General features: G+C 46.9%; 21 protein-coding genes and 1 pseudogene. 15 read left to right on the top strand and 7 right to left on the bottom strand.

Annotated features, from left to right (window positions below; genetic code table 11):
• Nucleotides 1–37: 37 nt before the first annotated feature.
• Together infB and ACLHG7_RS03675 are read left to right on the top strand one after the other, a co-directional pair.
• Complete coding sequence (gene infB / locus ACLHG7_RS03670) at nt 38–2770, top strand: translation initiation factor IF-2 (RefSeq protein ID WP_410209713.1); 2733 nt, start codon at nt 38–40, stop codon at nt 2768–2770.
• Entirely contained in the window at nt 2770–3189 is a 420-nt protein-coding gene (locus tag ACLHG7_RS03675) for a ribosome-binding factor A (protein ID WP_410209714.1), read from the top strand. The genes infB and ACLHG7_RS03675 overlap by 1 nt, the downstream gene beginning before the upstream one ends.
• 467 nt (nt 3190–3656) lie before the next feature.
• Here the strand turns inward: ACLHG7_RS03675 and ACLHG7_RS03680 are convergent, their stop codons facing one another.
• A complete protein-coding gene (locus tag ACLHG7_RS03680) occupies nt 3657–7130 on the bottom strand; it encodes an RHS repeat-associated core domain-containing protein (protein WP_410210375.1) in 3474 nt (1157 codons plus the stop codon).
• A gap of 384 nt (nt 7131–7514) precedes the next feature.
• Nucleotides 7515–8363 (bottom strand): annotated as a pseudogene (locus tag ACLHG7_RS03685) (DUF6531 domain-containing protein); the annotation flags it as partial.
• Nucleotides 8364–8733: 370 nt separating this feature from the next.
• Between ACLHG7_RS03685 and ACLHG7_RS03690 the strand changes: the two are divergent.
• Entirely contained in the window at nt 8734–10257 is a 1524-nt protein-coding gene (locus tag ACLHG7_RS03690) for a flavin-containing monooxygenase (protein ID WP_410209715.1), read from the top strand.
• A 225-nt stretch (nt 10258–10482) separates the two neighbouring features.
• Nucleotides 10483–11319 (top strand): dienelactone hydrolase family protein, encoded by an 837-nt coding sequence (locus ACLHG7_RS03695; protein WP_410209716.1) that lies wholly within the window; start codon nt 10483–10485, stop codon nt 11317–11319.
• An 87-nt stretch (nt 11320–11406) separates the two neighbouring features.
• On the opposite strand, the gene ACLHG7_RS03700 is transcribed toward ACLHG7_RS03695, so the two are convergent.
• Nucleotides 11407–12192 carry an FKBP-type peptidyl-prolyl cis-trans isomerase gene (locus ACLHG7_RS03700; protein ID WP_114900436.1) on the bottom strand — a complete coding sequence of 262 codons (786 nt, stop codon included), beginning with the start codon at nt 12190–12192 and terminating at the stop codon, nt 11407–11409.
• Between the two features lie 578 nt (nt 12193–12770).
• Here ACLHG7_RS03700 and ACLHG7_RS03705 point away from each other — a divergent pair.
• Nucleotides 12771–13244 (top strand): hypothetical protein, encoded by a 474-nt coding sequence (locus tag ACLHG7_RS03705; RefSeq protein WP_410209717.1) that lies wholly within the window; start codon nt 12771–12773, stop codon nt 13242–13244.
• 72 nt (nt 13245–13316) lie between these two features.
• On the opposite strand, the gene ACLHG7_RS03710 is transcribed toward ACLHG7_RS03705, so the two are convergent.
• The 3 genes from ACLHG7_RS03710 to ACLHG7_RS03720 form a co-directional block, all read right to left on the bottom strand.
• A complete protein-coding gene (locus ACLHG7_RS03710) occupies nt 13317–14438 on the bottom strand; it encodes a 5-(carboxyamino)imidazole ribonucleotide synthase (RefSeq protein ID WP_410209718.1) in 1122 nt (373 codons plus the stop codon).
• 83 nt (nt 14439–14521) lie between these two features.
• Nucleotides 14522–15058: a 5-(carboxyamino)imidazole ribonucleotide mutase gene (purE, locus tag ACLHG7_RS03715; RefSeq protein WP_410209719.1), complete on the bottom strand. Its 537-nt coding sequence runs from the start codon at nt 15056–15058 to the stop codon at nt 14522–14524.
• A 144-nt stretch (nt 15059–15202) separates the two neighbouring features.
• On the bottom strand, nt 15203–15565 hold the full coding sequence (locus tag ACLHG7_RS03720; RefSeq protein WP_410209720.1) for a DMT family protein: 363 nt from the start codon (nt 15563–15565) through the stop codon (nt 15203–15205).
• 223 nt (nt 15566–15788) lie between these two features.
• Between ACLHG7_RS03720 and mpl the strand changes: the two genes are divergently transcribed.
• The 10 genes from mpl (at nt 15789) to ACLHG7_RS03770 (ending at nt 25280) form a co-directional block, all read left to right on the top strand.
• A complete protein-coding gene (mpl, locus tag ACLHG7_RS03725; protein ID WP_410209721.1) occupies nt 15789–17183 on the top strand; it encodes a UDP-N-acetylmuramate:L-alanyl-gamma-D-glutamyl-meso-diaminopimelate ligase in 1395 nt (464 codons plus the stop codon).
• Between the two features lie 188 nt (nt 17184–17371).
• Nucleotides 17372–17641: a GlsB/YeaQ/YmgE family stress response membrane protein gene (locus ACLHG7_RS03730; RefSeq protein WP_410209722.1), complete on the top strand. Its 270-nt coding sequence runs from the start codon at nt 17372–17374 to the stop codon at nt 17639–17641.
• 216 nt (nt 17642–17857) lie between these two features.
• Nucleotides 17858–18655: a GntR family transcriptional regulator gene (locus tag ACLHG7_RS03735; protein ID WP_410209723.1), complete on the top strand. Its 798-nt coding sequence runs from the start codon at nt 17858–17860 to the stop codon at nt 18653–18655.
• 4 nt (nt 18656–18659) lie between these two features.
• Nucleotides 18660–20393: a fumarate reductase/succinate dehydrogenase flavoprotein subunit gene (locus ACLHG7_RS03740; RefSeq protein ID WP_410210376.1), complete on the top strand. Its 1734-nt coding sequence runs from the start codon at nt 18660–18662 to the stop codon at nt 20391–20393.
• A 42-nt stretch (nt 20394–20435) separates the two neighbouring features.
• Nucleotides 20436–20681 carry a ferredoxin family protein gene (locus tag ACLHG7_RS03745; RefSeq protein ID WP_410209724.1) on the top strand — a complete coding sequence of 82 codons (246 nt, stop codon included), beginning with the start codon at nt 20436–20438 and terminating at the stop codon, nt 20679–20681.
• A gap of 57 nt (nt 20682–20738) precedes the next feature.
• Nucleotides 20739–22130, top strand: a complete 1392-nt coding sequence (locus ACLHG7_RS03750) for an ABC transporter substrate-binding protein (RefSeq protein ID WP_410209725.1) — start codon at nt 20739–20741, stop codon at nt 22128–22130.
• 40 nt (nt 22131–22170) lie between these two features.
• Nucleotides 22171–23073, top strand: a complete 903-nt coding sequence (locus ACLHG7_RS03755; RefSeq protein WP_410209726.1) for an ABC transporter permease — start codon at nt 22171–22173, stop codon at nt 23071–23073.
• Nucleotides 23074–23093: 20 nt separating this feature from the next.
• Nucleotides 23094–23945, top strand: a complete 852-nt coding sequence (locus tag ACLHG7_RS03760; RefSeq protein WP_410209727.1) for an ABC transporter ATP-binding protein — start codon at nt 23094–23096, stop codon at nt 23943–23945.
• Nucleotides 23946–24000: 55 nt separating this feature from the next.
• On the top strand, nt 24001–25008 hold the full coding sequence (locus ACLHG7_RS03765; RefSeq protein ID WP_410209728.1) for a HEAT repeat domain-containing protein: 1008 nt from the start codon (nt 24001–24003) through the stop codon (nt 25006–25008).
• Nucleotides 25005–25280: a DUF971 domain-containing protein gene (locus ACLHG7_RS03770; RefSeq protein ID WP_410209729.1), complete on the top strand. Its 276-nt coding sequence runs from the start codon at nt 25005–25007 to the stop codon at nt 25278–25280. The genes ACLHG7_RS03765 and ACLHG7_RS03770 overlap by 4 nt, the downstream gene beginning before the upstream one ends.
• Before the next feature lie 107 nt (nt 25281–25387).
• Here ACLHG7_RS03770 and ACLHG7_RS03775 read toward each other — a convergent pair whose 3' ends face one another.
• Entirely contained in the window at nt 25388–26539 is a 1152-nt protein-coding gene (locus ACLHG7_RS03775) for a hypothetical protein (protein ID WP_410209730.1), read from the bottom strand.
• Between the last annotated feature and the right edge of the window lie 88 nt (nt 26540–26627).

Genomic DNA, 26627 nt, shown 5'->3' on the forward strand with positions numbered 1-26627 from the left:
TGAATGATGTTTTGAGTATATAGGTAGGTAGCACCACATGGCGGATAAATCCGTAAACGAATTAGCACAACAAGTCGGCCGTCCAGTCGAAAAATTATTATCCCAATTGGTTGAAGCAGGCTTACCCGCGCGTGCTGCAACTGCGCTCGTCACTGAAAATGAACAAGAAAAATTGGTTGCTCACTTAAGACAGAGCCATGGTCAATCTGCGCCTGATACCACTCAAATCACATTAAAGCGCAAAACGCTGGGCACAGCCAAAGTGGCAAGCTCAAGCGGTAAAGCCAAAACCATTAATGTTGAAGTGCGCAAAAAGCATACCTTTGTTAAGCCTGATCTTGCTGCACAAGCTGCGGAACGCGCCAAACTTGAATTAGAAGCAAAAGCGCGTATTCAAGCCAGCATTCAAGCCAGTGCCCAAGAAAAAGCGCAAGACGCAAAGCCTGCGGATGTGAAAGCCGCTGAAGAAGCAGCGGCGGCAGCGGCAGAAAAAGCACGTGCAGAAGCCGATGCAAAACATCAGGCAACCCTCGATGCAATGCGTCAGCAAAGCGACAAGAAAAATGTAGAGAAGAAAGAAGTTGTCGTTAAAAAACGCGCAGCCAAAATCGACGAAACACCAGAACAGAAGAAAGAACGTGAAGCAGAAGCAGCGCGCTTAAAAGCAGCGGAAGAAGCAGCACGCCGTGCAGCAGCCGAAGCGGCACAACAACGTACGCTTGAGCAAATGCGCCAAATGGCCAGCAAATATGCCGATGGCGCAACACCAGATCGTAAAATCGATGACACCGCACCACTGGCAGCGGGTCTGGTTGGTCGTGCATACGAAGAGTCTTTTGATAAAGAAAATCGTGATATCAAACGCGGTGCGGCGACAGCAGCGGGCGCGGGTGCGGGCAAAGGTAAAGGACGTAACCGTTCAGGTCGTCAGGAAGAGCAATCTTTCCGCCAAACCCCACGCGGTCTGAAAACCAGCCAATCGAACAAGCACGGTTTTGAAAAACCTGTTGAAAAACAAGTTTATGATGTTCAGATCACTGAAAATATCGTCGTTGCTGATCTGGCACAAAAAATGGCGGTTAAAGTGCGTGAAGTCATCAAGACCTTGATGAAGATGGGCGAAATTGTTACTCAAGATCAAACCATTGATCAATCCACAGCGTCTTTGGTGGTTGAAGAGCTCGGTCACAACCCAGTATTGGTCAGTGATACCGCGGTTGAAGACAAACTGATGGCTTCGGTTGCTGATCGTGGCAACGTGAAATTGCGTCCTCCGGTCGTCACCATCATGGGTCACGTTGACCATGGTAAGACCTCACTGCTCGACTATATCCGTCGTACCAAAGTGGCATCAGGCGAAGCGGGCGGGATTACTCAGCATATCGGTGCCTACCATGTAGAAACCGATCGCGGTGTGATTACCTTCCTCGATACCCCGGGTCACGCGGCATTTACCCAAATGCGTGCACGCGGTGCGAAAGCCACTGACATCGTGATTCTGGTCGTTGCTGCGGACGACGGCGTAATGCCGCAAACCGCTGAAGCGATTGAACATGCTAAAGCGGCAGGTACACCGATCATCGTGGCGTTGAATAAAATCGATAAAGAAAGCGCGGATCCAGATCGCGTTCTGAACGAACTGTCCGTCAAAGGCGTCACCACAGAAGCATGGGGTGGGGATGTGCCTATCGCGCGTGTTTCTGCAAAAACCGGGGCGGGGATTGATGAACTGCTGGATCTGATCTCAATCCAAGCTGAACTGATGGAGCTCACCGCTTCTGAAGAAGGCGCGGCGCAAGGGATCGTGATCGAAGCCCGTATCGACAAAGGTCGTGGTGCAGTTGCTAGTGTTCTGGTTCAAAAAGGCACGCTTAAAGTTGGTGACTTGCTCCTTGCAGGTTCTTTCTACGGCCGTGTCCGTGCAATGACTGATGAAAACGGCAAGCAAGTTAAATCTGCGGGTCCGTCGATTCCGGTTGAAATCCTCGGTTTACCCGATGCGCCGAATGCCGGTGATGAAATCCTTGTGGTTTCTGATGAGAAGAAAGCCCGTGAAGTGGCTGAATTTCGCGCTGACCGCGAGCGTCAAAACAAAATCGATCGTCAATCTGCCATGCGTCTTGAAAACATCATGGCGGGTATGGGCAAGAAAGACGTACCTACCGTCAATATCGTCCTCAAAGCCGATGTACGTGGTTCACTTGAAGCACTTACTCATGCATTGAACGACTTGTCGATTGATGATGTACGTGTACAGATCGTCGGTTCAGGCGTTGGTGCGATTACCGAATCAGACATCACACTGGCTGAATCAACCGGTGCGGCAATGCTCGGCTTTAACGTTCGTGCAGACAATGCCGCACGTCTGAAGAGCCAAGAAGATGGCATCGATCTGCGCTACTACAGCATCATCTATGAAATGATTGATGACGTAAAAGCAGCCATGAGCGGTAAATTGGCTCCAGAGCATCGTGAAAACATCTTGGGTATTGCCCAAGTTCGCGAAGTGTTCCGTTCAAGCAAGTTCGGTGCTGCTGCGGGTTGTATGGTACTTGAGGGTGTCATCCATCGTAACCGCCCAATCCGCGTGCTGCGTGATGGCGTGGTGGTCTTCCAAGGCGAACTCGAATCCTTGCGTCGTTATAAAGATGACGTCAATGAAGTTCGTGCAGGTATGGAGTGTGGTCTGGGTGTTAAAGGCTACAAGGACATTCAAGAACTCGATCAGATCGAAGTCTTTGAAGTCCATGAGATTAAACGGAGTCTATAATGAGTCAGCGTCTACAGCGGATGGGTGATCAGGTACAGCGCGAGTTGTCTGACCTCATTCGCATGGAACTCAAAGACCCACGTCTGGGCGGTGGCATGGTCACCATCTCTGGCGTGAAAATCAGCTCGGATCTGGGTTATGGCGATGTGTATGTGACGGTCATGGGTCGTGAATTAAACGACGATTTGACTGAGCAGGCGCATCAAGAAACCCTAGATCTGTTGAACGGTGCCGCAGGATTCCTGCGTCAGGAGCTGGGTCGTCGTATCAAGACCCGTTTCACACCCCGTTTGCGTTTTCATTATGACAAATCAACCGCACATGGTAACTACATGGCGGATCTGATTTCTAAAGCGGTAAAAGATCTTCCTGCGGAAGATAGTTATGGCATTGATGAGAATGTAGCTGAGCAGAAGTGATTTAAAGTAGTGAAAAAAACCGCTTTAGGGCGGTTTTTTATTGGGGTTATCCCACGCTTTCTTTTTCTGCTAGTAACACTCTAATTACTTGTGATATATAGTTTATCTTTAAAGTTGTGCAACTTTTTGTATAGTAAAACAAATTGTCTTACGAATGTCCCTCAAACAACTGTTTGCGCAACACCTTGAACATGGGATGACGAAATATAAATTGTTGGCTTCAAACTCACGCACACGCTGCTCAAAAAGATACTTATCTGCGCTTATAAGCCAAAAATAATTTATACAAGAATGCGAATAAGACCGATATAAAAAAGGTTTTTATAAAAAATGAATCCTTCAAATCAAAAGCCTCATTTTTACCTTCCAAAACTTCCGTCATAAAAATTAAAGATACTATAAGTGTAACTAAAAAGCCGAATCCAAGGCTCCATAAAAAAATTTGAAAACTGTTTATTAGCGGAAATTTATTTTTCACAATCACAGTCCTTTATAGATGATTTCGTAACAGTTGATGACCCCGCAATCAATGCAGCACTAAAATCCAATCCCTTGACTGTTGATATCCCTGAAGAAGCAGCATTACCCAATATGGTATATCCATAGGAAAAACCATTATCTGGATGCGGCTTCCCTGCTGCATCTAATGCCATGTTCCCTGCTAAACCTTGTCCAGGCCGCCCGCTACCTAGTGCATAACCGAATCCCATAATTGAAAATCTACCATTAAAACCTTCAGGTCTTACATCTAATTCATTATCCTCAAATGTTGACTCGCTGACGGAGCCAGTTAAAGTCAAACCAATTCCAGCAGCTCCTCCATATGCAAAACCTTCTACTTCACCAATTTTTCCATTAATACACTTTGTTTTTAATTTATATCTGAATATTCCAGCACCAACAGGTGCCGAAACAGCAAACCCACCAAAGTGCCCAGTCCACTCAATCAATCCTTTAGGGTCAACTCCTCTTAATGGGCTACTGCCGACATACCCATAAGTATTATTGCCGCCCTTTAACCCAATTGGATCACTCTCCACATACCTCCCAGTACTGGCATCATAATCCCTAAAATAGTTATAGCTAGTACCTACTTCAGCATCATAGTACTGACCCGGCATCCGAATCGGCATGGTGAATTTAATACCGTTGCCATCCACATCTTCATTAGGCAATACATCTCCAAAGGCATCGCCTTCAAAGCGCCAAAGTACAGTCCGTGTATTCGTACCATCGCCTTGACTAACTGCACGAACAGTACCTAAATGATCGGTATGGACACGTAGAAGGACACCCGGACGATCTTTACTCATCATCCCGACGATACGGTCACCAAGCCAGAAGTATTCACGAATCATTGTGCGATTCTGATCGTACTCACCAAGCAGATGACCATTTTCATCGTAGACAAAGTAGATTTGGTTCAGGCCCACTTTCTTGCTGACACGTTCTCCAAGCCCATTGTAGCCATTATAGATCGTGGCACCCGTGGCACTATTTTGAATGGTGATGGAACGTCCTGCCGCGTCATAGCTAAACTGATGTACACCATCATTGACCAATTGCCCGGTCGACAAATACGTCATGGTATTGGTCGTGCTATTTGCGGTGATGGTATTGATTCGATTGGTTGAGCTTTGAATACCGTAGGTGCTGCTGATTGCAGTGCCGCCATTCGGAGTCTGGGTCTTAGAGATGCGATTGCTATTCGCATCATAGCTATAACCCAGCGTTTGGTTTGCAAGCGTCTGCAGGGTTAAACGATCAAGCTTGTCATGGATATAGGATTGTGTACCGATCCCTGCCAAGATGTCAGAAATCGACAAGATACGATTACCTGCGTCATAGGTATAACCCCGACCTAATACGCCAGTTGAAGTCACATTGGTCATGCGACCATCCGAGTCATAACTGAACGTATTGGTATCTGTTGCGCCTGAACCAGAAGTAATCCATGTCCAGCCTACGATCCCTGTTGGGCCGTACTTCACATTATTCAATAACGTTGCTAAGCCCAGAATGCTGACACTGGTTATTTTGCCATTGGTATAGGCATAGGAAATATGGCGTCCGCTGGGCATGACAATATCGCTAATTTTATTGCCAGCCAGATACTTGTATTGGACACGGAATGGGCTGGTTCCCACCGCCATAACTTTCTCTATAACATTACCAGCACTATCGCGGCTATAGCGTAGGGTGCTGGATGCATTCCCGACACTGGTTAGGTAGCCTTTGCCATAAGTGCCTTGGTCATAGCTGTATTGAGTCGTGAGCGTACTTGTAGAAGCACCCGAATCAGTCCGTGTCGTTACACGCCCAATGTCATCGTAGCCGTAGGCATGCGTCATGCTATTGCTATCCACCACCGACATCAGACGTCCGTTGGTATAACTACGTGTAGTCGTACCTGTATCTGGGCTTACTTCCTTGGTGATTTCACCGAAAGCGTTTGGAGTATAAGTGGTGGTGTTATTGCGTGCATCTGTGATGGTAAGGAGTTGATCTAAGGCGTTATAGCCATATTTCACGGTCTGTCCTAAAGCATCGACATCTGTCACTTTACGGTTTAAAGCATCATAAGTGCTGCTTGTACTACGGCTTAAAGCATCCGTGGTGCTGGTGAGATTATCTAAATTGTCATAACCATAGGTTGTGGATTGCCCATTGTTACCCACATCCTGTTGTACATGACCCAACGTATCAAAGACTTGCTGGGTTTTGACTTTGATATTGCCTGTAGGGTCTTGTATGGCAGTATTGGTGATATCACCAGCGCCATTGAGCGTATAGGTAATGCTATTACCCAAGCTATCCGTTGCTCCCACGAGACGATGAGCATCATCATAACCATAAGTTAATGTCTCGCCACTCGGCATGATAACTGAGGTCAATTGTCCAATTGGGTCGTAGTAATACTTGGTGACGTCCACACGCGATGCAGTCGCAGTCAACGGTTGAAAGACCGTCGTTGTTGTGGAACCCGTAGCATCAAACGGTGAGGCTGATCCAACCAACTGACATAGGGCATTAATCAGGTCAATGATCCACTGTGGCCAATGCGTCGATGTGGTGGAATCCGTAGCTTGATAAGGGGCGCTATAGACTGTTTCACTAGATTGCTTAACTCGTGCCGCCTCATCATAGACATAATCAATTTTATTGCCACTGGGGAGGGTAATTGTTGCCGCTGGACCTAAGAATGTGTAGTTACTGTAGGTTGTAACATTGCCTAATGCATCTGTGACGGTCAGAAGACGACCATTACTATCATAGGCATAGGTGGTTGTTTCACCTGCTGGCGTTTTCTCAGTGAGTTTTTGTCCGACCGTATTATAGGTATACGTCCAAGTACGGCTGGTGTTGGCCACTGTATCCGTGATGGTTTTAGTTAATGTATTTCCATTAGTATCGTAGGTATATGCGGTGGTTTTACCTAGCTCAGTGATTGAAAGAGGTACAGGGAGATTAGGGTCCCATTGCGTCGTGATCGTTCTTTCTTGAGGGGTTCCTACAGCTTCGGTACGGCTAGTTTCAAGGTTGCGGGTGAGGTCATAGGTGTAGTTAGTGGTGATACCAAATTTTGTGGATGAGGTGACGTTTCCTGCATTATCATAACTATATGTAGAGTCCTGATTACCATTAGTAAGAATATTGCTGATGTAAGGCGTGCCAGAAGTATTAACTTTTGTATAAACTTTGGTCAGCCCTCTAGGGTCAGTTACAGTCGTGGTCGTATCGTTATGGGCCAAGGTGTATTGTTCAACACCTCCTGCCATTGATGTTGAAATACCACGATCCGAAGAGTCATATGCGTAGCTTTCGTAGCGAATTCCCTTCTCATCTAGAATTCCGGTGAGGAGGTAGGGGTTTCCAGATGGTGCTACAGTGTTATTTTCACTATAGAGATAGGTTTTTGTTCCATAGCCAGGACGACTCACAGTACTTAATCGATTTTGTGCATCATAGGTATAATTGATAATCCGCCCCGTAGAAAGGGATAGAGATGAGATAAGACCTTGGGCGTTATAATTGAAGGTTATCGTATTTCCAAAGTTATCAGTTGCTTTAGAGAGAGAGTAAGAAATACCGCTTGATAATGTTGGATAAGTTATCGAAATAACTTGGTTATTAGGATAAACAATCTTTGTTAGACGGCCACTGATATCATAGTTTTCTACGACATTTGTTTTAATATTAACTAATTGCCAAGAACTATCTGCTAATTTAGAAAGCTTTAAACTCAAATCTCGATTGATGAACCATCCCCCTGACCCAGCTATTGCAGTATCAGAGTAATTGTTTGAAGCAATGACTTCTCGTCCATCTCCTCGAAGCAAAGTTAGCTGGCCAGGGGATTCCTGAGATTCAATAATTTGTAAGCCATAATTATGAACCCACGCTTTTCCTATCGTATTCGGATAAGAATTGATCGTATTTGAGCTAAGGCTGCTGTATGTCCTATTAAACTGTAGGGGACCTGTCACTGCTTTCCAGTCTAATTGTGGCTTAAATTTATTTCCTGTGGCAATGCTGCATGGGTTCTTAGTGTGTGGTGAGGACGCATTGCAGCCTTTAATAATAGGCTTTGGATTCATACACATAAAGGGGTAAGGAGAAACCTTTGTATTAATACTATTAATGGTTTGTTCTGTCCCCGCTGGACATGTATAAGGCCGTACAGATCTTGTTCTACTTATGGCTAAACATCCGCTAACACTAGCCCCACTTCCCACTTTGGTTGCAGAATAGGTTCCATAAATTTGCTCGTAGTCTGGTAGACCGTATGGCGATTGAGTTATGGATGAGCCACAGGTATAGTCTCCTGTAGGTCCTAGAACCGTTACATTGGTGCCCCATGCTGGCCAACTGATGCTATTAATGATGTAACCGTACCAGTCGACAAATTTTTGTTTATACCAGTTTATATGAGCCGATTCATCGGTAGTTGGGCAATCCGGATAACCCTGATTGCACACATATGCCCATTCAGTTAGTGGTCTGGGCTTGTCAGGGTATACACACGTTTGAAGGCCTCCAAATTGAGTGCAATCACCAGTATAGACTGTAGCATGGGCATTATTAGCAATAAAAACTGAGCTGGTAAGCAGCACTAGAAACCAAAAAAAATTTAAAATTCTAATATTTTTTTTAAATATATTTATAAAAATCATTTATTCCATTCCTTTTTTTGATTTCTAGTGATTCATACAAAAATAAATTTTTACTACATGGTTTATATCAAATGATTGTTCAGATTTTTTTACAACTTTTAACATTTTTCATCTTAGTTTGTAACAATTTGAAAATATGCGATATCTTTGAAAAAAATGGACATAAAAATGACTGGTCAACATATTAAAAACAAATTATTCATTTCTCTGATATCAAAAAGCGTAATCATTATTTTCAGCATGTGAATGCTATATTAAAGTAATCACAAAACTGACAACAAATATTGTCAACCATTAAAAAACAGACTAAGCTAAAGCCATCACCCAGCCAATCATCACAAAATTTGCTAATAATACGGCGACAATCCTCATGAGCAAAGCACCCCAAAAATCAGCTTCAGCATCCTCTAAAACACCCGAATACCAAGCCATCATCGTCGGCACAGGATTTGGTGGGATGGGGGCCGCCATTCAACTTAATCGCTTAGGCATCACCTCAATCCTCATGCTGGATGAGGCCTCAGATGTCGGGGGGACTTGGCATCACAATAGCTATCCAGGCATCGCCGTTGATATTCCTTCCGTCACCTATTCTTATTCCTTTGAACCCAATCCCTATTGGTCGAGAGTCTATGCGCCGGGCCGAGAATTGAAGGCCTATGCGCACCACGTGGCTCAAAAATACAACTTAAGACCCTATATGTGCTTTAACGCACTGGTTGAAAAATCAGTCTATGACGAAGACGGTCAATTCTGGACCGTTTCCATCCAAGGGCAAGCCCCTGTCACAGCCCGCATCCTGATTCTTGCGACCGGTTTCCTCTCTCATCCGAAAATGCCGGATATCAAAGGCATTGAAAACTTTGCAGGTAAAGTAATTCACACCGCGCGTTGGGATCACACCTATGACCTCAATAACAAACGTGCTGCCGTAATTGGTACGGGTGCGACCTCTGTGCAGCTCGTGCCTGAAATCGCACCAAAACTTGCGCAACTGGATGTCTATCAGCGCACCGCGATTTGGGTCTCTCCCAAGAACGACTCCAAAATCGCAAAATCGATTCAAAAACTCTTTGCCAGCCTGCCAGAAAGTCAGAAGATCGCCCGCTTTGCCAGTTCAAGCGTGCTTGAGCTCATGATGGTAACTGGCGTACTGCATAACAAACAGCTCAGTTTCCTCAATAAAAGCATCGAGTTCATGTGCCGTGCCCATATGCGCCGCGTAATTAAAGATCCAGTACTCCGTGAGAAGCTCACACCGCATTATGACTTTGGCTGTAAACGTCCAACGTTTTCCAACACCTTCTATCCCACCTTTAACCGCAAAAATGTCGAGCTGGTGACGACTAGCATTGATCATATTGAAGCCGATGGGATCGTGACGCAGGATGGGGTTAAACGTAAGATAGATACCCTGATCTTGGCTACAGGATTTAAAGTCTGGGAGAAGGGTAATTTTCCGGCTTTCGATGTGATTGGTAAGTCTGGGATAGAGCTTGGAGCATGGTGGGATGACAATGGTTTTCAATCTTATGAGGGATTAAGCGTACCGAACTTCCCCAATTTGTTTAACCTCCATAGCCCTTATGCGTATTCAGGCTTCTCTTACTTCTCGGTTGTGGATTATCAGATGGCGCATATCGAACGCTGTCTGGGTGAGATGATTCGACTAGATGCCACCTCTTTTGAAGTCCATGCCGCTGCCAACAGTGCGTTTACCGATAAAATGAAGCATAAATTAGACAGCTCCATTTTTACCAATGGCAATTGTGCCTCTGCGAATAGCTATTACTTTAACCCGCAAGGGGAAGCGACATTATTACGCCCAACAACCACCTATAACGCCATGCATGCCAGTCACACTTTCCCTTTAAGCGATTATCAATTCGCATAAACGATTTTGCTTGTGCAAGGATATCCTGATCAATATGCAGGATTCGGATGAGACTTTGAGTGTCGAGTCCTGCAACATGTATATTTTTGTATCATTCACTATTAATCATCCTTGTGCCCTCTATAGTTGCTTTAATCATTTGGTTAGAATCAAGCTCTCTAAGCGCATGTCTCATGTGCACATCACATGAGTTGCCATATCGCTTGTCATTTTCAGGGTGAAATCATGACGTCCATATTCAAACTTTCATTATCTAAGGCATCATTATTCAAGGCCGCACTCGCACTTGCAACAGGGCTATACGGCAGTGCAGCACTAGCTGCGATTCAAAGCAAAGAAATTCCGTATACCGCTGCCGATGGCACCAAACTGGTCAGCTACTATGTCTATGATGATGCCATCAAGACCAAACGACCGGGGATTTTGGTGGTCCATGAGTGGTGGGGGCTCAACGACTATGCCCGTAAACGTGCTACCCAGTTGGCCAAGCTCGGCTATGCGGCACTGGCGATTGATATGTATGGCGACGGCAAACATACCGAAAAAGCCAGTGAAGCCATGGAGATGATGCACGGCGTGTTCAATGATGCCTCGACCTCCATGACCCGCGCTAAAGCGGGTTTAGAATTGCTTGAAGCGCAGCCTCAAGTGGATACCAGCAAGATTGGTGCGATCGGCTACTGCTTTGGCGGTAAGATCGTGCTCGATATGGCGCGTGCTGGATTACCACTTGCGGGAGTCGCAAGCTTCCATGGGGTTCTTGCAACCGCAACGCCAGCACAAGCCAGCGTGGTCAAAGCCAAGATTCTGGTCTTGCATGGCGAAGCCGATACGATGGTGAAACCTGCTGAAGTTGATGCTTTTAAAGCAGAAATGAAAGCCGGAAACGTCCCTTATCAATTCATTAGCTATCCCAATGCCAAGCATGGCTTTTCAAGCCCTGCAGCAGATCGTTTAGGCAAAGAAAATATGATTGATGTCGGTTATAACGCAGCAGCCGATAAAAAATCATGGCATGACATGCGTGTATTCTTCGATTCAGTATTTGGTGAAAAACACTAAGGACTGATTGCAAGAGATAAAAAAGCCGTTGCTTAACTCAACGGCTTTTTTAATACGATCAGGTCTTAAAGACTGATATCTTTTGACTTATTTTTTGTCCGCAGGAGCGGCTGCCGCTTTATCACTGCCAGCCTTAATAACTTTGATTAACTCAACATCAAAGGTCAATACACTGTTTGGTGGAATGGTGCTTGCACCTGTTTCGCCATAAGCCAGTTTAGAAGGGATGTAGAAGCGGTATTTAGCACCTTCTTTCATCAATTGCAGACCTTCGGTCCAGCCTGGGATGACACCAGTCAGTGGGAAAGTCACCGGTTGACCGCGTGCGATTGAACTGTCAAATACAGTTCCATCCAGCATTTTACCTTCGTAATGCACTTGCACTTGGTCATCCGCAGTCGGCTGGGCGCCAGTGCCTTCTTTGATCACTTCATACTGTAAGCCACTGGCTGTGGTTTTTACGCCAGCTTTCTTGCCATTTTCAGCCAGAAATGCTGCACCTTTTGCTGCATTTTCGCTACCCAGCTTTTGAATTTCTTTCATCGCCTCAGCATCACGCTTTTCTTTATAGGCCATCAATGTTTTGCGCATTTCATCTTCTGTGAGGGCGCTTGGCTTGTTGCCATAGCCATCACGGAAACCCGCAAAGAATTTTTCAATATCTAAATCATTGACCGCTTCTGAATTTCCTTTCCCCATCAAATAACCAAAGCTATAGCCCACTTTTTGATTATCAGAACTTGTTGCAGTGACACCTGCTGATTTTACAGAGGATTTTTTTGCGGCTGGATCAGCAGCGTGCGCGAGCAATACCGGAGACAAAGCACCTCCAGTCAACAGCACGGCAAGTGCAACAGGGATAAAACGACTCATATCAGTATTCCATTCATCTAAATTAATTGGGTTTCATATGGATCATAAAGGGCGATTGTCCCATGACCGTTCATCGTAAATCTTCGCCAAGCTGACTTAATGTCAGACAAAGCGGTGAATCAACAGGTTATACATTGGATAACATCACAACGCACTAAATTAAAGCATATCGTCAGAGTGCCGTATTTCAAGTCACAGCGCATGACGATGTTATTCAATATGACCCTACTTTGTCTGTAACTATTTTTTGAATGAGTGCTTTTTTTTCAGATTTTTTCATGACGTACGTGGCATAACGCGTCGTGATCAACGAATTTTTTGCTTTAGTTAGCAAAAAGTCTTCGTTGAAGTTTTTCTGGACTGTGGTTTGATGTGTCATGCATCAATAATCTGCAATCCAACTGCAAAACTGACTCTGAGACTCATTGAGCAGATTAAGAATTTTTAGATATGGCGTACTCTTTGCATATATCAAAAATTCATGACCTGCTTAAAATATAAGCAACGAATTGTCTATGAATGATGCTTTAAAAATTAATAATACATAAGTTTTTTTTATCACCACGCCGGAGTTCATCATGCCTACGAGAAAAGCTGCTGCACCAAAAGCTGCAACCGAAACAACCGTAAAAGAAGTGATTACTGAAACTGTTGAAAAAGAAGTCGCGAAGGCTGAAAGCCTCGTTGAGAGTCTGACCGAAAAAGCTGAGAAATTGGCTGATGATGTCACCGCTTCTGCAACAGACTTGGTCAACAAAGTGACTGACTTGGTTCAAACCGAATCAAGCACCATCGTTGAAAAAGTAAAAAGCCTCATCGCTCAATTACAAACCACCATCCACACTGAAAAATCATTCTCAGAAATCAGCGCTGAAGCAACTGCGTTGATCAAAGAAGTGCAAACTGGTGGTTATGAGGCGCTGAAGCATGACTATGCACTGCTACGTACTGCAGTGATCGAAAACTTTGAAACACTTCAAGCAAACAGCAGCTTGAAAACTTTCGTAAACGAACTGATTGCAAAATTGCCATCCATCAAACCAGCAGCATAATCCCTCTGCTTTGATTCATGCCATAAAAAAGCCACTCTGATGAGTGGCTTTTTTTATACGCACGTTATGGTATTAACCTTTAAGCGCTAAAGGCTCAGGCAAAATATTAGCCAGTGCGCTACTCAATGCTTCTAGTGTATTGCCTTGTGTTGGGATCAGGGTCACATGACCGAGCTTACGACCCACACGTTCTTCTTTACCATAAAAATGCAAATGCGCACCCGCCAACTTCAACACCGCATCCCGCGCCGGATGCTGACCGATGATATTGACCATCATGCAAGGGCTAATCAATTCGGTTGAACCGAGTGGTAGTCCGGCAACTGCACGCATATGATTTTCAAACTGTGAACAGACCGCGCCCTCAATACTCCAGTGACCGGAGTTATGGACGCGTGGTGCCATTTCATTGGCAAACAAGCCTTCTGGGGTCACAAATAACTCTAAAGTCAGCACGCCGACGTAGTTCAAATGATTCAATAGACGGGTGATATAGTCTTGTGCAATCGGTTGTAAATCCGTGCTGTTCGGTGCAGGCACGATTGAATGCGACAAAATACCATGATGGTGATGGTTTTCAGTCAAGGGCCAAGTGCGTACTTCGCCATCTTGTCCGCGTACCGCAATAATCGACACTTCACGGACAAAAGGCACAAAGGCTTCGGCTATCAGGAGTTTTGCCGCACCCAACTCTTGCCATGCCTGACTGATTTGGGCTTCCTCGCGAACCACGAATTGCCCTTTGCCATCATAACCACCAGACGCCGTTTTCACGACTAAAGGTAAACCCATGCTGGCTGCCGCCTGACGCAAATCTGCCTCTGACTCAACACGTTGATAAGGCGCGACAGGGATAGCCAACTGATCAAAAAGCGCTTTTTCAGACAAACGATTTTGCGCAGTGGCCAACGCCACACGAGGCGGGTAGAGCGCTTTTTGCGTGAGTAGAGTATCCGCATCCGTAAGTGATGTATTTTCAAACTCAAGCGTAAAGACATCAGCACTGTCGATAAAATCTTGCAGTGCATTGGCTTGTGTCGAATCAAACACCGCGCCTAAATCCTTGGAAGGGCAATCAGCTCCCGCTTCATAGAAGGTGCAGGTGAGATTTAAAGGCAGCGCTGCCTGAGCCAGCATACGTCCCAGCTGACCGCCCCCAAAAATTCCAATGTTTTCGACTTGAACTTTACTCATAAACTCAAATAACCCATCTTCAGCATGACACTGTTAAAATCATAAAAATTATTTAAAACGGATCGTTACGCACCGATAAACGCTTAACCGACTTGTCCTGGTATAGGATTGGCGCGCACTTTTTCAGTCTGCTGAATACGGAACGCCGCCACAGCTGCAGCCACTTTGGCATCACTGAGGCCGATGATCTGTGCGGCTAGTAGCCCCGCATTAGTCGCGCCAGCTTTACCAATCGCCAGCGTCCCAACCGCGATCCCCGCAGGCATTTGTACAATGGACAGCAACGAATCAACCCCGTTTAAAATCGAAGACTGCACTGGTACACCCAATACTGGTAAGTCGGTCTTTGCAGCACACATGCCCGGCAAATGCGCCGCACCGCCTGCACCAGCGATAATGACTTGAATACCGCGTTCACGTGCGGTTTCGGCGTAATCAAATAAGCGATCTGGCGTGCGATGCGCAGAGACCACCTCTGTTTCAAAGACCACACCCAATTGCGTCAGCATCACCGCCGTGTGCTCAAGGGTCGCCCAATCCGACTGTGAACCCATAATGATTCCGACCACAGGCGCAGTAGTCGAAGACGGCTTTGTTGAAACAGGATCAGCGTGAGTCATGGCGTTTTATCGTGCAAATAGACTTGAAAAATAGACCGCGTAGTTTGACGTATTTAACGCTATGAACCAAGCATTAGGTGACATTTAGCCTATTTTTTGACAGTTTTTTTATGATTTAGACAATATTCAGTACGTTTTCACCCGTTAGGCACTGCGAAAGACAAAGAATACAGCTCCAAATAAACACAAAGCCGCCCACAAATAATCTAAACGAAAGGGCTGTTTAAAGAGCAGCAGCATAAACGGCACAAAGACCAATAGCGTGATGACCTCTTGGCTGATTTTCATCTGACCCAGTGTAAAACCACGCGCCTCAAGCAGGCGATTAGCAGGAACCATGAACAGATATTCAAAAAAAGCCAAGCCCCAGCCCATAAGTACCGCCTGCCACCACGGCGCGCCATGCAAGAACTTGAGATGCCCATACCACGCCATGGTCATAAATACATTTGAGAGGATAAGCAATAAAAAAGGGGCATATGGTTGCTGGAAAAAAACACTCAACATGGCACAAACTCAACGGGTGAATAACATCTAAAATTGCATCGATTTGGCGTAACTGGCGAGAACATCTACAGTGAAATAGTATCTTTTAGCAGCATGTCTTGCTATCGTGCTGTCCAATTAAATTCATCAGTTTTATCCAATGACTTAAGGACCGAGAATGACACGAAGCATTCCACCAATAGTCACTGAATAGGCGCAAAGAACGGCATATAGAGGAGCGGTTATGCATCTGCATATTTTGGGTATCTGTGGCACATTCATGGGATCATTGGCATTGCTCGCGCGCGAGCTAGGCCATACCGTGACAGGATCGGACCAAAATGTCTATCCGCCAATGTCCACTCAGCTCGAAAATGCAGGCATCGCCCTGATGCAAGGCTATGAAGCGAGTCATTTGCAACCGCACCCCGATCTAGTGATCGTCGGCAATGCACTCAAGCGGGGTATCCCTGCGGTGGAGTACATGCTAGATGCTGGCCTTGCGTATACCTCAGGTCCCGCTTTCCTTGCAGATCATGTGCTGCCTAATCGTCATGTACTGGCTGTCGCTGGAACCCACGGTAAGACCACCACCACCACCATGCTGGCTTGGATCTTGGAGCAAGCAGGACTTAACCCCGGCTTCTTGATTGGCGGCGTGCCGCTGGGTTTTAGTCAAAGTGCACGGGTGGGTGGCGGTAAAGATCAGGCAAAAAATTATTTTGTGGTGGAAGCGGATGAATACGACTCCGCATTTTTTGATAAGCGCTCCAAATTTGTCCACTATCACCCACGCACCGTGATTTTGAATAATCTGGAATTTGATCATGCCGACATCTTTGATGATCTGGCTGCGATTCAAAAGCAGTTCCATCACCTCGTACGTACCATTCCGCAAAGCGGACAGATTATTTTGCCACAAGGCATCCCGGCACTGGATGATGTCCTTGCCATGGGCTGCTGGACGCCAGTGACCAAAACCGCGATTCAATCCACTTCGGCTGCAAATCCAGATCCGCAGGTTGAATGGCAAGCGATCCTTCTGTCTGAGGATGGCAGTGCGTTTGATGTGCATTATCAGGGTCAAAAAGTCGGTAACGTCACATGGTCCATGACCGGTTTACATAGCGTCGCTAACGGCATCGCCGCAATTGCCGCTGCACATCATATCGACATTGATCCCGCCACAGCCAGCCTCGCCTTATCCAACTTTGGCGGGGTGAAGCGTCGTATGGAACTGCTCGGTACTGTGCGCGGTATCGATGTGTATGATGACTTTGCGCATCATCCTACCGCGATAGAAACAACCTTAGATGGCATCCGCAAAAAAATCGGCAACCGTCGTCTATGGGCAATCATCGAGCCTCGTTCAAACACCATGCGCATGGGGAATTTCAAATCCCAATTGGCGGAATCCGCACGTATGGCTGATCAGGTCATTTGGTATCAACCTGCTGGACTCGACTGGGATCTACAGCCGGTGGTCGATGCCGCACCCAATGTGGCCCAAGTTGCCAATGATCTGGACAGCATTATTCAGCGTATTACGGCAGAGGCAACCGCTGGTGATGTGGTTGTGATCATGTCAAATGGTGGTTTTGGTGGATTGCATCAGAAAATTCTCACTGCGCTTGCCTAAGTGTAGAATCTTTTTAGCCTGATGAATCAATGCAGTTTTCTGACTATTCATTTGCAAAAATAATACTTATCCATCTGCAATAACACGCTAATGTAATGATCAACAGCGCATGATCTGCGCTGCATGCTATACGTTTTAAAAACAATGCTTCCTAACAATGTGTCAAAACTCATATCAGGAGAACTAAAATGGAAGGGCATGGCATTATTTATACGATCGTTATCGGTTTTATCATTGGTCTACTGGCACGCGCGATCTATCCTGGCAGCCAAAAAGCCGGAATTATTCTGACCATCGTTTTGGGTATCGTGGGTTCCTATGTGGCCAGCTTCGTTGGTGCGTCACTGGGCTGGTATCACGACGGTCAAGTCGCAGGCTTCATTGGTTCCGTCGTTGGTGCATTGATCGTTTTGGCGGTTTATTTCTTTGCACTTAAGCTGTTTACCAAATCATCCTAAGCGCTGATGATTTAAACAAAGCGGCTATTGTTAGCCGCTTTTTTATGGCCTCGTTCTTTTAATATGCTCATTCATATCAATAAAAAATTTTCAGTTGTTAACCAGTTGCTCCTAAATCATTAAATTGGTTATCGATATTTAAACTTGTTATTTCATTATTTCAGACGATCCACATAGACTGTTTTTTAACTTGTTATAACAAGATTGAAAATCGCTATGGACACCCCCCTGATCAAATTAAAGCCTCAGAATTCCGCATCGCTCTATGCCCAGCTCCGTGCGGAGCTGCGCGCGCAGATTCTTGATGGCAGTTATCCGCCCTTAAGTCAGATGCCTTCTGAAAATGAGCTCTGCAACCGCTTTCAAGTCAGTCGCATTACCGTACGTCAGGCGCTCGGTGATCTGCAAAAGGAAGGGCTGATCTTTAAGATTCATGGCAAAGGCACGTTTGTGGCCAAACCTAAAGCCTTTCAAAATGTCAGTCGCCTGCAAGGCTTTGCGGAAGCCATGTCCAGCATGGGCTATGAAATTCTCAATAAATTGCAAAGTTTTAGGTTTGTGCCGGCAACATCACACGTTGCGGCAAGACTACAAATCCCTGAAGGCCGCATCGTCACAGAAATCAAACGCGTGCGTTTGCTCAACCGCGAACCGGTGTCGCTAGAAGTAACCTACGTCCCCGAAGAAATCGGTAAGCAACTGCAAAAAGCGGATCTGATCACCCGTGACATCTTCATTATTCTCGAAAACGACTGCGGGATCGCGCTGGGCCATGCGGATCTCAGTATCGACGCCGTTCTGGCCGATGAAGACTTGAATAGTGCGCTCGGCATCGAAGAAGGATCACCGATTCTGCGCATCGAACGCCTCACCCACGATGCCAAGGGGCAACCCATCGACTTCGAATATCTCTATTTCCGTGGCGATGCCTTCCAGTACCGCTTACGTGTTGACCGCCAAGCTAATCCACCCGCCACTCCGACCGCGCATGCCGAGACAACTCATGACCAATAATGCAATCAAAACCCATGAATTAGAGTATGACATCGTCGTCGTGGGTGGTGGTACGGCAGGACCGATGGCCGCAATCAAAGCCAAAGAAGCCAATCCAAACTTACGGATCTTGCTCATCGATAAAGCCAATGTGAAAAGAAGCGGCGCTATCTCCATGGGTATGGATGGATTAAACAACGCCATCATCCCGGGTCATGCCACACCCGAGCAATACACCAAGGAAATCACCGTCGCCAATGATGGCATCGTCAATCAAGCCACGGTCTACGCCTATGCCAAACACAGCTTTACCACCATCGAACAGCTTGATCGTTGGGGGGTGAAGTTTGAGAAAGACGAAACTGGTGATTATGCCGTTAAGAAAGTCCATCACATGGGCTCCTACGTGCTGCCGATGCCGGAAGGTCATGACATCAAGAAAGTACTTTATCGCCAGCTTAAACGGGCACGCATCGCCATCAGCAATCGCATTGTCACCACCCGCCTGCTCACCGACAGTACGGGTGCAGTTAATGGCGTGATGGGCTTTGATTGTCGTACCGCGGACTTCTATGTCATTCGCGCTAAGGCTGTGGTTTTAAGCTGTGGCGCAGCAGGGCGTTTGGGCTTACCCGCCTCCGGTTATCTCATGGGTACTTATGAAAACCCAACCAATGCCGGAGATGGCTACGCGATGGCCTATCACGCTGGTGCCGAACTTTCTAACCTCGAATGCTTCCAGATCAACCCCCTGATCAAAGACTACAACGGACCGGCCTGTGCCTACGTCACAGGGCCCCTCGGTGGCTATACCGCCAACAACAAAGGGCAGCGCTTCATCGAGTGCGACTACTGGAGTGGTCAGATGATGTGGGAGTTCTATCAGGAACTCGAAGGGGGCAATGGCCCAGTCTTTCTCAAGCTGGATCATTTGGCAGAAGAAACCATCCAGACCATCGAAACCATCCTGCACACCAATGAACGCCCCAGCCGTGGACGCTTTCATGAAGGGCGCCATACCAATTATCGGCAGGATATGGTCGAGATGCATATTTCTGAGATTGGCTTTTGTAGTGGTCATAGCGCCTCTGGCGTCTGGGTCAATGAACGCGCCGAAACCTCGGTCAAAGGCCTGTACTCCGCAGGAGATATGGCAGCCGTACCACACAACTACATGTTGGGAGCATTTACCTACGGCTGGTTTGCAGGGGTCAATGCTGCGCAGTACATCGCAGATCGTGAATTCACCGCGCTTGATACCGCACAGATCGAGCAGGAGCGTGCACGGGTCTATGCACCACTACATCGCAAGCAAGGTCTGTCTCCCGCTCAGGTCGAATACAAACTGCGCCGTATGGTGAACGACTATTTACAGCCGCCCAAAGTCACCAAAAAAATGGAGATCGGGTTACAGCGCTTTGAAGAAATCGCCGAAGACCTGCAATACCTGTGTGCTGAAAACCCACATGAATTAATGCGTGCCGCCGAAGTGTCTGTGATTCGGGATTGTGCCGAAATGGCAGCGCGGGCCTCTCTGTTTCGTACCGAAAGCCGCTGGGGCTTATATCACTACCGTGCTGATTACCCTAAGCGTAATGATGCCGACTGGTTCTGCCATGCACACCTCAAGAAAAACGAGCAGGGGCAAATGGTCAGCTTCAAGAAACCGGTTGAACCCTATCTGATCAAGATCGATAGCGATGAAAAGCAGGCTTATCAAAAGATGCGTGTTGCTGCCGACGAATTGGAGAGTGCTTAAGTACTGCGCTAAAAATCGACCTTATTTTAAAAGAGAAATGAAATGAACTTTATACCACACGATATCCATCAACGATCCAGCGCACCAGTACTGATTGATGAAGATAAATGTATCGCCCATAAAGGCTGCACCGTCTGTGTCGATGTCTGTCCCATGGATTTGCTGGTCATCGATCCAGTCAAGCAAAAAGCCTTTATGCAATTCGATGAATGCTGGTACTGCATGCCCTGTGAGACCGACTGTCCGACGGATGCAGTACGCGTCAATATTCCATATTTATTGAAATAACTGTTTTTAAAAGCGTTTTATATATTTAACCGATACCAATTAAAACTGGGGGAAATCATGAAACTGTATCAACTGGCATTAGGCGTCTTATTGGCAACGGGCATCTCAAGTGCTCAAGCCGAAACCATTCGTGTCGCCATCGGCACCCAAGACACCACCATCAACTGTGCAACGGGTGGCTTGCTCATTCGTGAGCTGCATTTACTCGAAAAATATCTGCCGCATGATGGCAAATACAAAAACGTGCAATACGACATCGAGTGGAAGAACTTCACTTCAGGCGCGCCGCTAACCAATGAGATGGTCGCAGGTCGTCTGGATTTTGGCGCGATGGCAGATTTTCCCGGATCTCTCAATGGTGCTGCATTTGAAAAAGCCGGGAAAAAGAGTATTTTTCTCAGCGTGTTATCCGGTAGCACTATCGGCAGTGGCAATGGCATCGTCGTGCCTAAAGATTCAAGTGTACAATCCTTCAAGGACTTAAAAGGCAAAACCATTTCCGTACCCTTTGCCTCAACCGCTCATGGCTTATTGCTGCGGGCCATCAAAGCGCAAGGCTGGGATGCTGAGCGTGATGTACAAGTCATCACCCAAGCGCCTGAAATCGCAGGCTCAGCGCTGCAAAGTGGAAAAATCGATGCGCACGCCGACTTTGTGCCGTTTGCAGATCTGTTTCCTTACCGTGGCTTTGCCCGCAAAATTTATGATGGCTCACAATCCAACGCACCTACCTTTCACGGCAGTCTAGTGACTGGCGAATTCGCCCAGAAGTATCCTGAAATTGTCGTTGCTTACTTACGCGCCGCCATTGAAGCCAATCGCCTGATCAGTGCAGAACCTGAAAAGTACAGCGAGCTCATTGCAAAAACCACCGGCATTGAACCAGAAGTAGTCTATCTGTTCCACGGTCCGCTGGGCCTGCAAACACGCGATTTCACGTGGAAGCCGGAATACCGTCAGGCACTGAAAACCTCAATTGAAACGTTGAAACTGCTCAAAAAAACCGATGTCGATCTGGATGTAAACAGCTTCATTGATGACCACTATCTACGTGATGCCTTCAAAGCATCAAATCTGGATTATGACGCTGCGCTCAAAAACTACAGCAAGTTGCCACTGAAAGCCAAAGATCCAACCACGGGCAAAGCCATTACAGACTTCAAACGTGTCACCCAGATTTGGGTGCAGGGTGAACCGCAACTCCGTAGCTACGCCGCCCCAGAATCCGCATTTGTAGACTTGAAGAAACTGACAGCGACAGGCAAAAAAGTGCGCGTGGTCTATGCCCAAGATCGCAATAGCGGCATCAAGTTATTGGCCGATCAAGCCTGGTATGCCCGTGATGCAAAAGGTCAATTGAATGCCTTCCTCTTAAAAGGACAAGCGGAAGACTGGGTAAAAGCAAATGGCGGCAGTGTAGTGGACTTTAATGCTGCTCAAACAAAGTAACCCTTGATCTAGACACCCTATTTTTTCAGCGACTCGTCAGATGAGTGAGCCGTTGGGAAAGCAGGGTTATCTCTCTTCAAGACCAAAAACAGAATCATCCAGGATCATCGCCATGAGTGTTGCGATCAGTACGCACAGCGTTACGCACTTTAGCCTTAAGAAAATCCAGATCGGCGGTTTGCTGCTCCGAACCGCTTCCGTCTTGGCCTGTCTGCTGTTCTGGTACTTTGCCGTAAAGCATCACCTGAACTTAGGCATCATCACCTTTGCCAATGTGCCATCACCTGCAGATGTAATCAGTGCGGCATGGAACCTGACCCAATCCCCAAAATTGTGGTCACATGTCAGTGCAAGCCTGTATCGAGTCTTCGCGGGATTTCTGGTGGCCAGCATTCTGGGTGTGGGACTGGGTCTGCTCATCGGACGATCTCGATTTGCGGCAAATACTTTATTGCCGCCACTTGAGATCATTCGCCCAATTCCCGCAGTCGCATGGATTCCGCTGGCGATCCTGATGTTTCCATCAGGCGAGTTCTCGATGATCTTTATTACCTTTACTGGCGCGCTTTTTCCAATTCTGCTCAATACCATTCATGGGGTAGAAGGCGTAGATCCACGTCTGATTGCATCGGCACGCAGTCTCGGGGGGAAGCGTATAGCAATCTTCCGTGAGGTCATTTTCCCTGCTGCCGCACCCAGCATTATCACCGGTCTGTCGATCGGCATGGGCACCTGCTGGTTTTGTCTGGTCACCGCAGAGATGATCTCAGGGCAATTCGGCATTGGCTACTACACGTGGGAGTCGTACACCTTGCAAAACTATCCTGACATCGTGGTCGGCATGTTGCTCATTGGCGTGCTCGGTATGGGCAGTAGTGTCTTGATCAAGAAGATTGGTCACAAGCTCATGCCATGGCATGTTGTTCCTCAAAAAAACGCATAAGAACCATCTAGGAGTCCACCATGAGTGATGCGCTTCAAGGGCAAATCGATATCGAACAGCTTCATATCCATCTTGGGCAGGGTGATCAACGTTTTGAAGCCTTACAAGATGTGTCTTTTACCATCAAGCCCGGCGAATTTGTCTGCATCATCGGCCCGTCCGGTTGCGGAAAATCGACCTTGCTTGGCGCACTGGCAGGTCATCTCCAACCCAGCCAAGGACGTCTGCATGTCGATGGCAAAGCGGTCACTACCCCGCATCCTGATCGTGGACTGGTCTTTCAACACCACACCTTATTCCCTTGGAAAAAAGTACTGGAGAACGTCGCCTTTGGTTTGAAAATGAAAGGGATTCCGCGTGAAAAACGTCTGGAAGAAGCGCGTAAATTGCTGTCATTGGTCGGTCTAGCTGGATTTGAAAACAGCTATCCCGCTGCGCTCTCAGGCGGCATGCAACAGCGCGTTGAGATCGCACGTGTGCTGATCAATCACCCTAAAGTATTGCTGATGGATGAGCCCTTTGGCGCCTTGGATGCCCAAACACGGCTGATGATGCAAGAGTTATTACTGGATGTCTGGACACGAATCCGCACCACGGTGCTGTTTATTACCCACGATATCGATGAAGCACTCTTCCTTGCAGATCGTATTTTGGTCATGAGCCCACGGCCCGGACGCATTATTGAGGAGTTAGTGCTGGATTTTGAGCGTCCACGGCGTACCGATCTGGTCACAACGCCTGAGTTTATGCAGCTAAAACGCCACTGCCTGCACTTGCTGCGTCATCAACATGGCGATGGTGCGCCCGTTGAATTAGAACGACTCACACCACTCAACTCAAAAAATAGCCGCAACATTCGTTTCGCGGTTTGAAGATTTTTAAATTGTTTTGAACCTTTTTTAGTATAGCGTTTTGGAAAAAATAGATATGAGCGAGCCACTGGATCAACTACACGATCAACCACAAGATGATTGGATCGATGAAGAACTGGCAGAGATTCGTCAGCGTCTATCGGATGAGGATGCAGGTATCCGGCGTATTGCCCTGCTTGATCTTGCAGAACTAGATGATGAACAAACCATCCCGTGGTATTTGCATGCACTTCGCCACGACCGTGCTTCTGAGGTACGCCAAGAAGCGGCGCGTTTGCTTGCGGCATGGGAAACCGATTCTGTCGTTTCAGCCCTATGCCATGCATTGACCGATAACAGTGAAACCGTCCGCGAATTGGCCGCACAGAGCTTAAGCGAGTTTAAACAGCATGCTTCTGGACATATCATCTTACCGTGGGCAGGCCATGCGGAGACGCATGTCCGTATCGCAGCACTGCGGGCCTTGCGTGAGCTACGTTTGCCTGAAAGTTTTGCGACCGCACAGAACAATCTCTCCCATCCTAGCCCTGCGGTTCGGCGTGAAGCTGTCGGTGTCTTGGGCTGGCTTAAACACAATGAAGCCTTGCCCCGTCTTGCTGAAATTGCTAATCAGGATGAACATGCCGAAGTCCGTCGCATCGCCACGGGTGCGCTGGGCTATGCACAAGACAGCAGCGTACTACCAGCACTGCTACACGCATTAAGCGATGACATCTGGCAAGTGCGTGAGGAAGCGGCACATACGCTCGGCAAGCTACGGCTAGAGGGTGCAACAAACGCGCTCATCAGCGCTTTAAACGACGAATACTGGCAAGTCCGCATCCATGCCGCCCGTAGTCTCGGCAAACTCAAAGCACAAGCAGCAACAATTCCACTGCTCACAACGCTTGAGCACAGTATCAGCAATTTACGCAAAGAAGCCGCACTGGCACTGGGTGAAATTGGCAACGAGCAGGCCAAATCAGGCCTAGAGATAGCCCTCAACGATAGCGATCCTGAAGTGCGCAAAGCCGTGCGCATCGCACTCTCTCAACTGAATCTTCAGGCATCGACCCAATCATGATCCCACCATCCATTGCTAATGACCCTGACCGCCGAACACTGACCCTGACTTGGGAAGATGGTCAGCAGCAGGACTTTAATCACGGAAAGCTGCGTGCCGCATGTTTGTGTGCTTTTTGCCGAGCGCGGCGTTTGCAGGGGGAGACTATTGATATCGAGCCTTTGCGCTATATCACCGCTATTCATGCGCATGGTTATGGCCTACAGATTGTATTTGATGATGGGCATGACCGCGGAATTTATCCATGGCCTTATTTGCAAGGGATGATTTAGGCGCTAAGAAAAAATTCTGCGTTTGGCCTCCCTTCATTTTAAAAGGGCGAATCTAATGATCCATAAGACTTACCCGCAGCATTTGCGAATAAGTTTAAGGGGAATCATTATGCGCGGGCAATTTTCGTGATCAGCTTACCTTCCAATAACTTTGTTTCGCTTTGATCCGATCCGATCTGAACCAGTAATTCACCATTGGAGTAAAGAATCTGGCCATCGTGCACTGTGTAGCTTAATACCCCTTTTTTGATGGTACGGAGCTCTCCGGAGGGGCTTCTCACAACCAACTCCCAGCTCTTGGGAATGATGCCGGGATATTTCTCCCCCATATTGGCATTTTGCCGCCGAGTCTTTTCGACATTGATCAAATTATCCTCGATAAACAGCTCTTCTTCGGAGATCGGCTTATTTTTGGCAGGATTTCTTCCTGAGGTTGTTTTTAACGACTCGCCCGCATAATTCTGGGTAAAAAAGTCCAGCCAACCGATAATCGCTTTAATCAGTTTAAAGGGTGCTCTGATCAAATCCTTAAGTATCGAGAATGGATCACTCTTGCTTTTATACGGTCTTTTCAAGAAATATAGATTGCCCAAACCGTCCTTTTGCGGCTTTAGAAAATCAAAATCAGGGTGTTCCATCACGGTATCCAGTTCACCCGTTTTTAAATTCAGCAGACAAATCTTTTTCGGCCCGATCATGACCCGTCGATGATGATCATAAGCAAAGCCACATGAATCATAATAAACCTGATCAGGATTCTGCGGATCAAATATCGGATTGGCATCTTGGCAGTCGCCTTCTGTCACATACTGAATGCGATTACCCTCAACTTCCAAAATACTGAGATGCCGTTCATATTCACCAGACACACTCGCAGAGAGTACAAGTCGTTTGCGGTTTTTTTCATAGCCCATGTTATGGACGATAAAGTCTTTTTTGCGCAATACCAAAGCTTCGACTTCTTGAAAATCAAGCAGCGATTTGGAATAGATCGCCGTACCATCCTCTAATCGTGCGGCATAAATCATCTGATTCTGGTCGGCAAACACCGCATCACTTGGGTAAATGTGCGCCGCGTCGGGATTGCGATCAATGGTCGCTTGCCCCATAAACATTGCGCCAGTCCCTTTAGATTTCCATTCTTTACGCTGCTTGATTTCTTCAATATTTTTCTTATATTTATCAATTGCATGACAAGGAACACTGTTCAACGCATTCTCACGCAGATAAAAATTTTCGTTATTTGAAAAATAAAGCATTGATCTGTATTCCCTAATACGTTGTGCTTAAAGTGATGGATGTATCCAGCATCTGTTTCGAATCAGAAGCCCAATAAAATGAGAGTCA

Origin of the sequence: Aquirhabdus sp. (genome assembly GCF_046462495.1) — a bacterium.
Classification (GTDB): domain Bacteria; phylum Pseudomonadota; class Gammaproteobacteria; order Pseudomonadales; family Moraxellaceae; genus Aquirhabdus.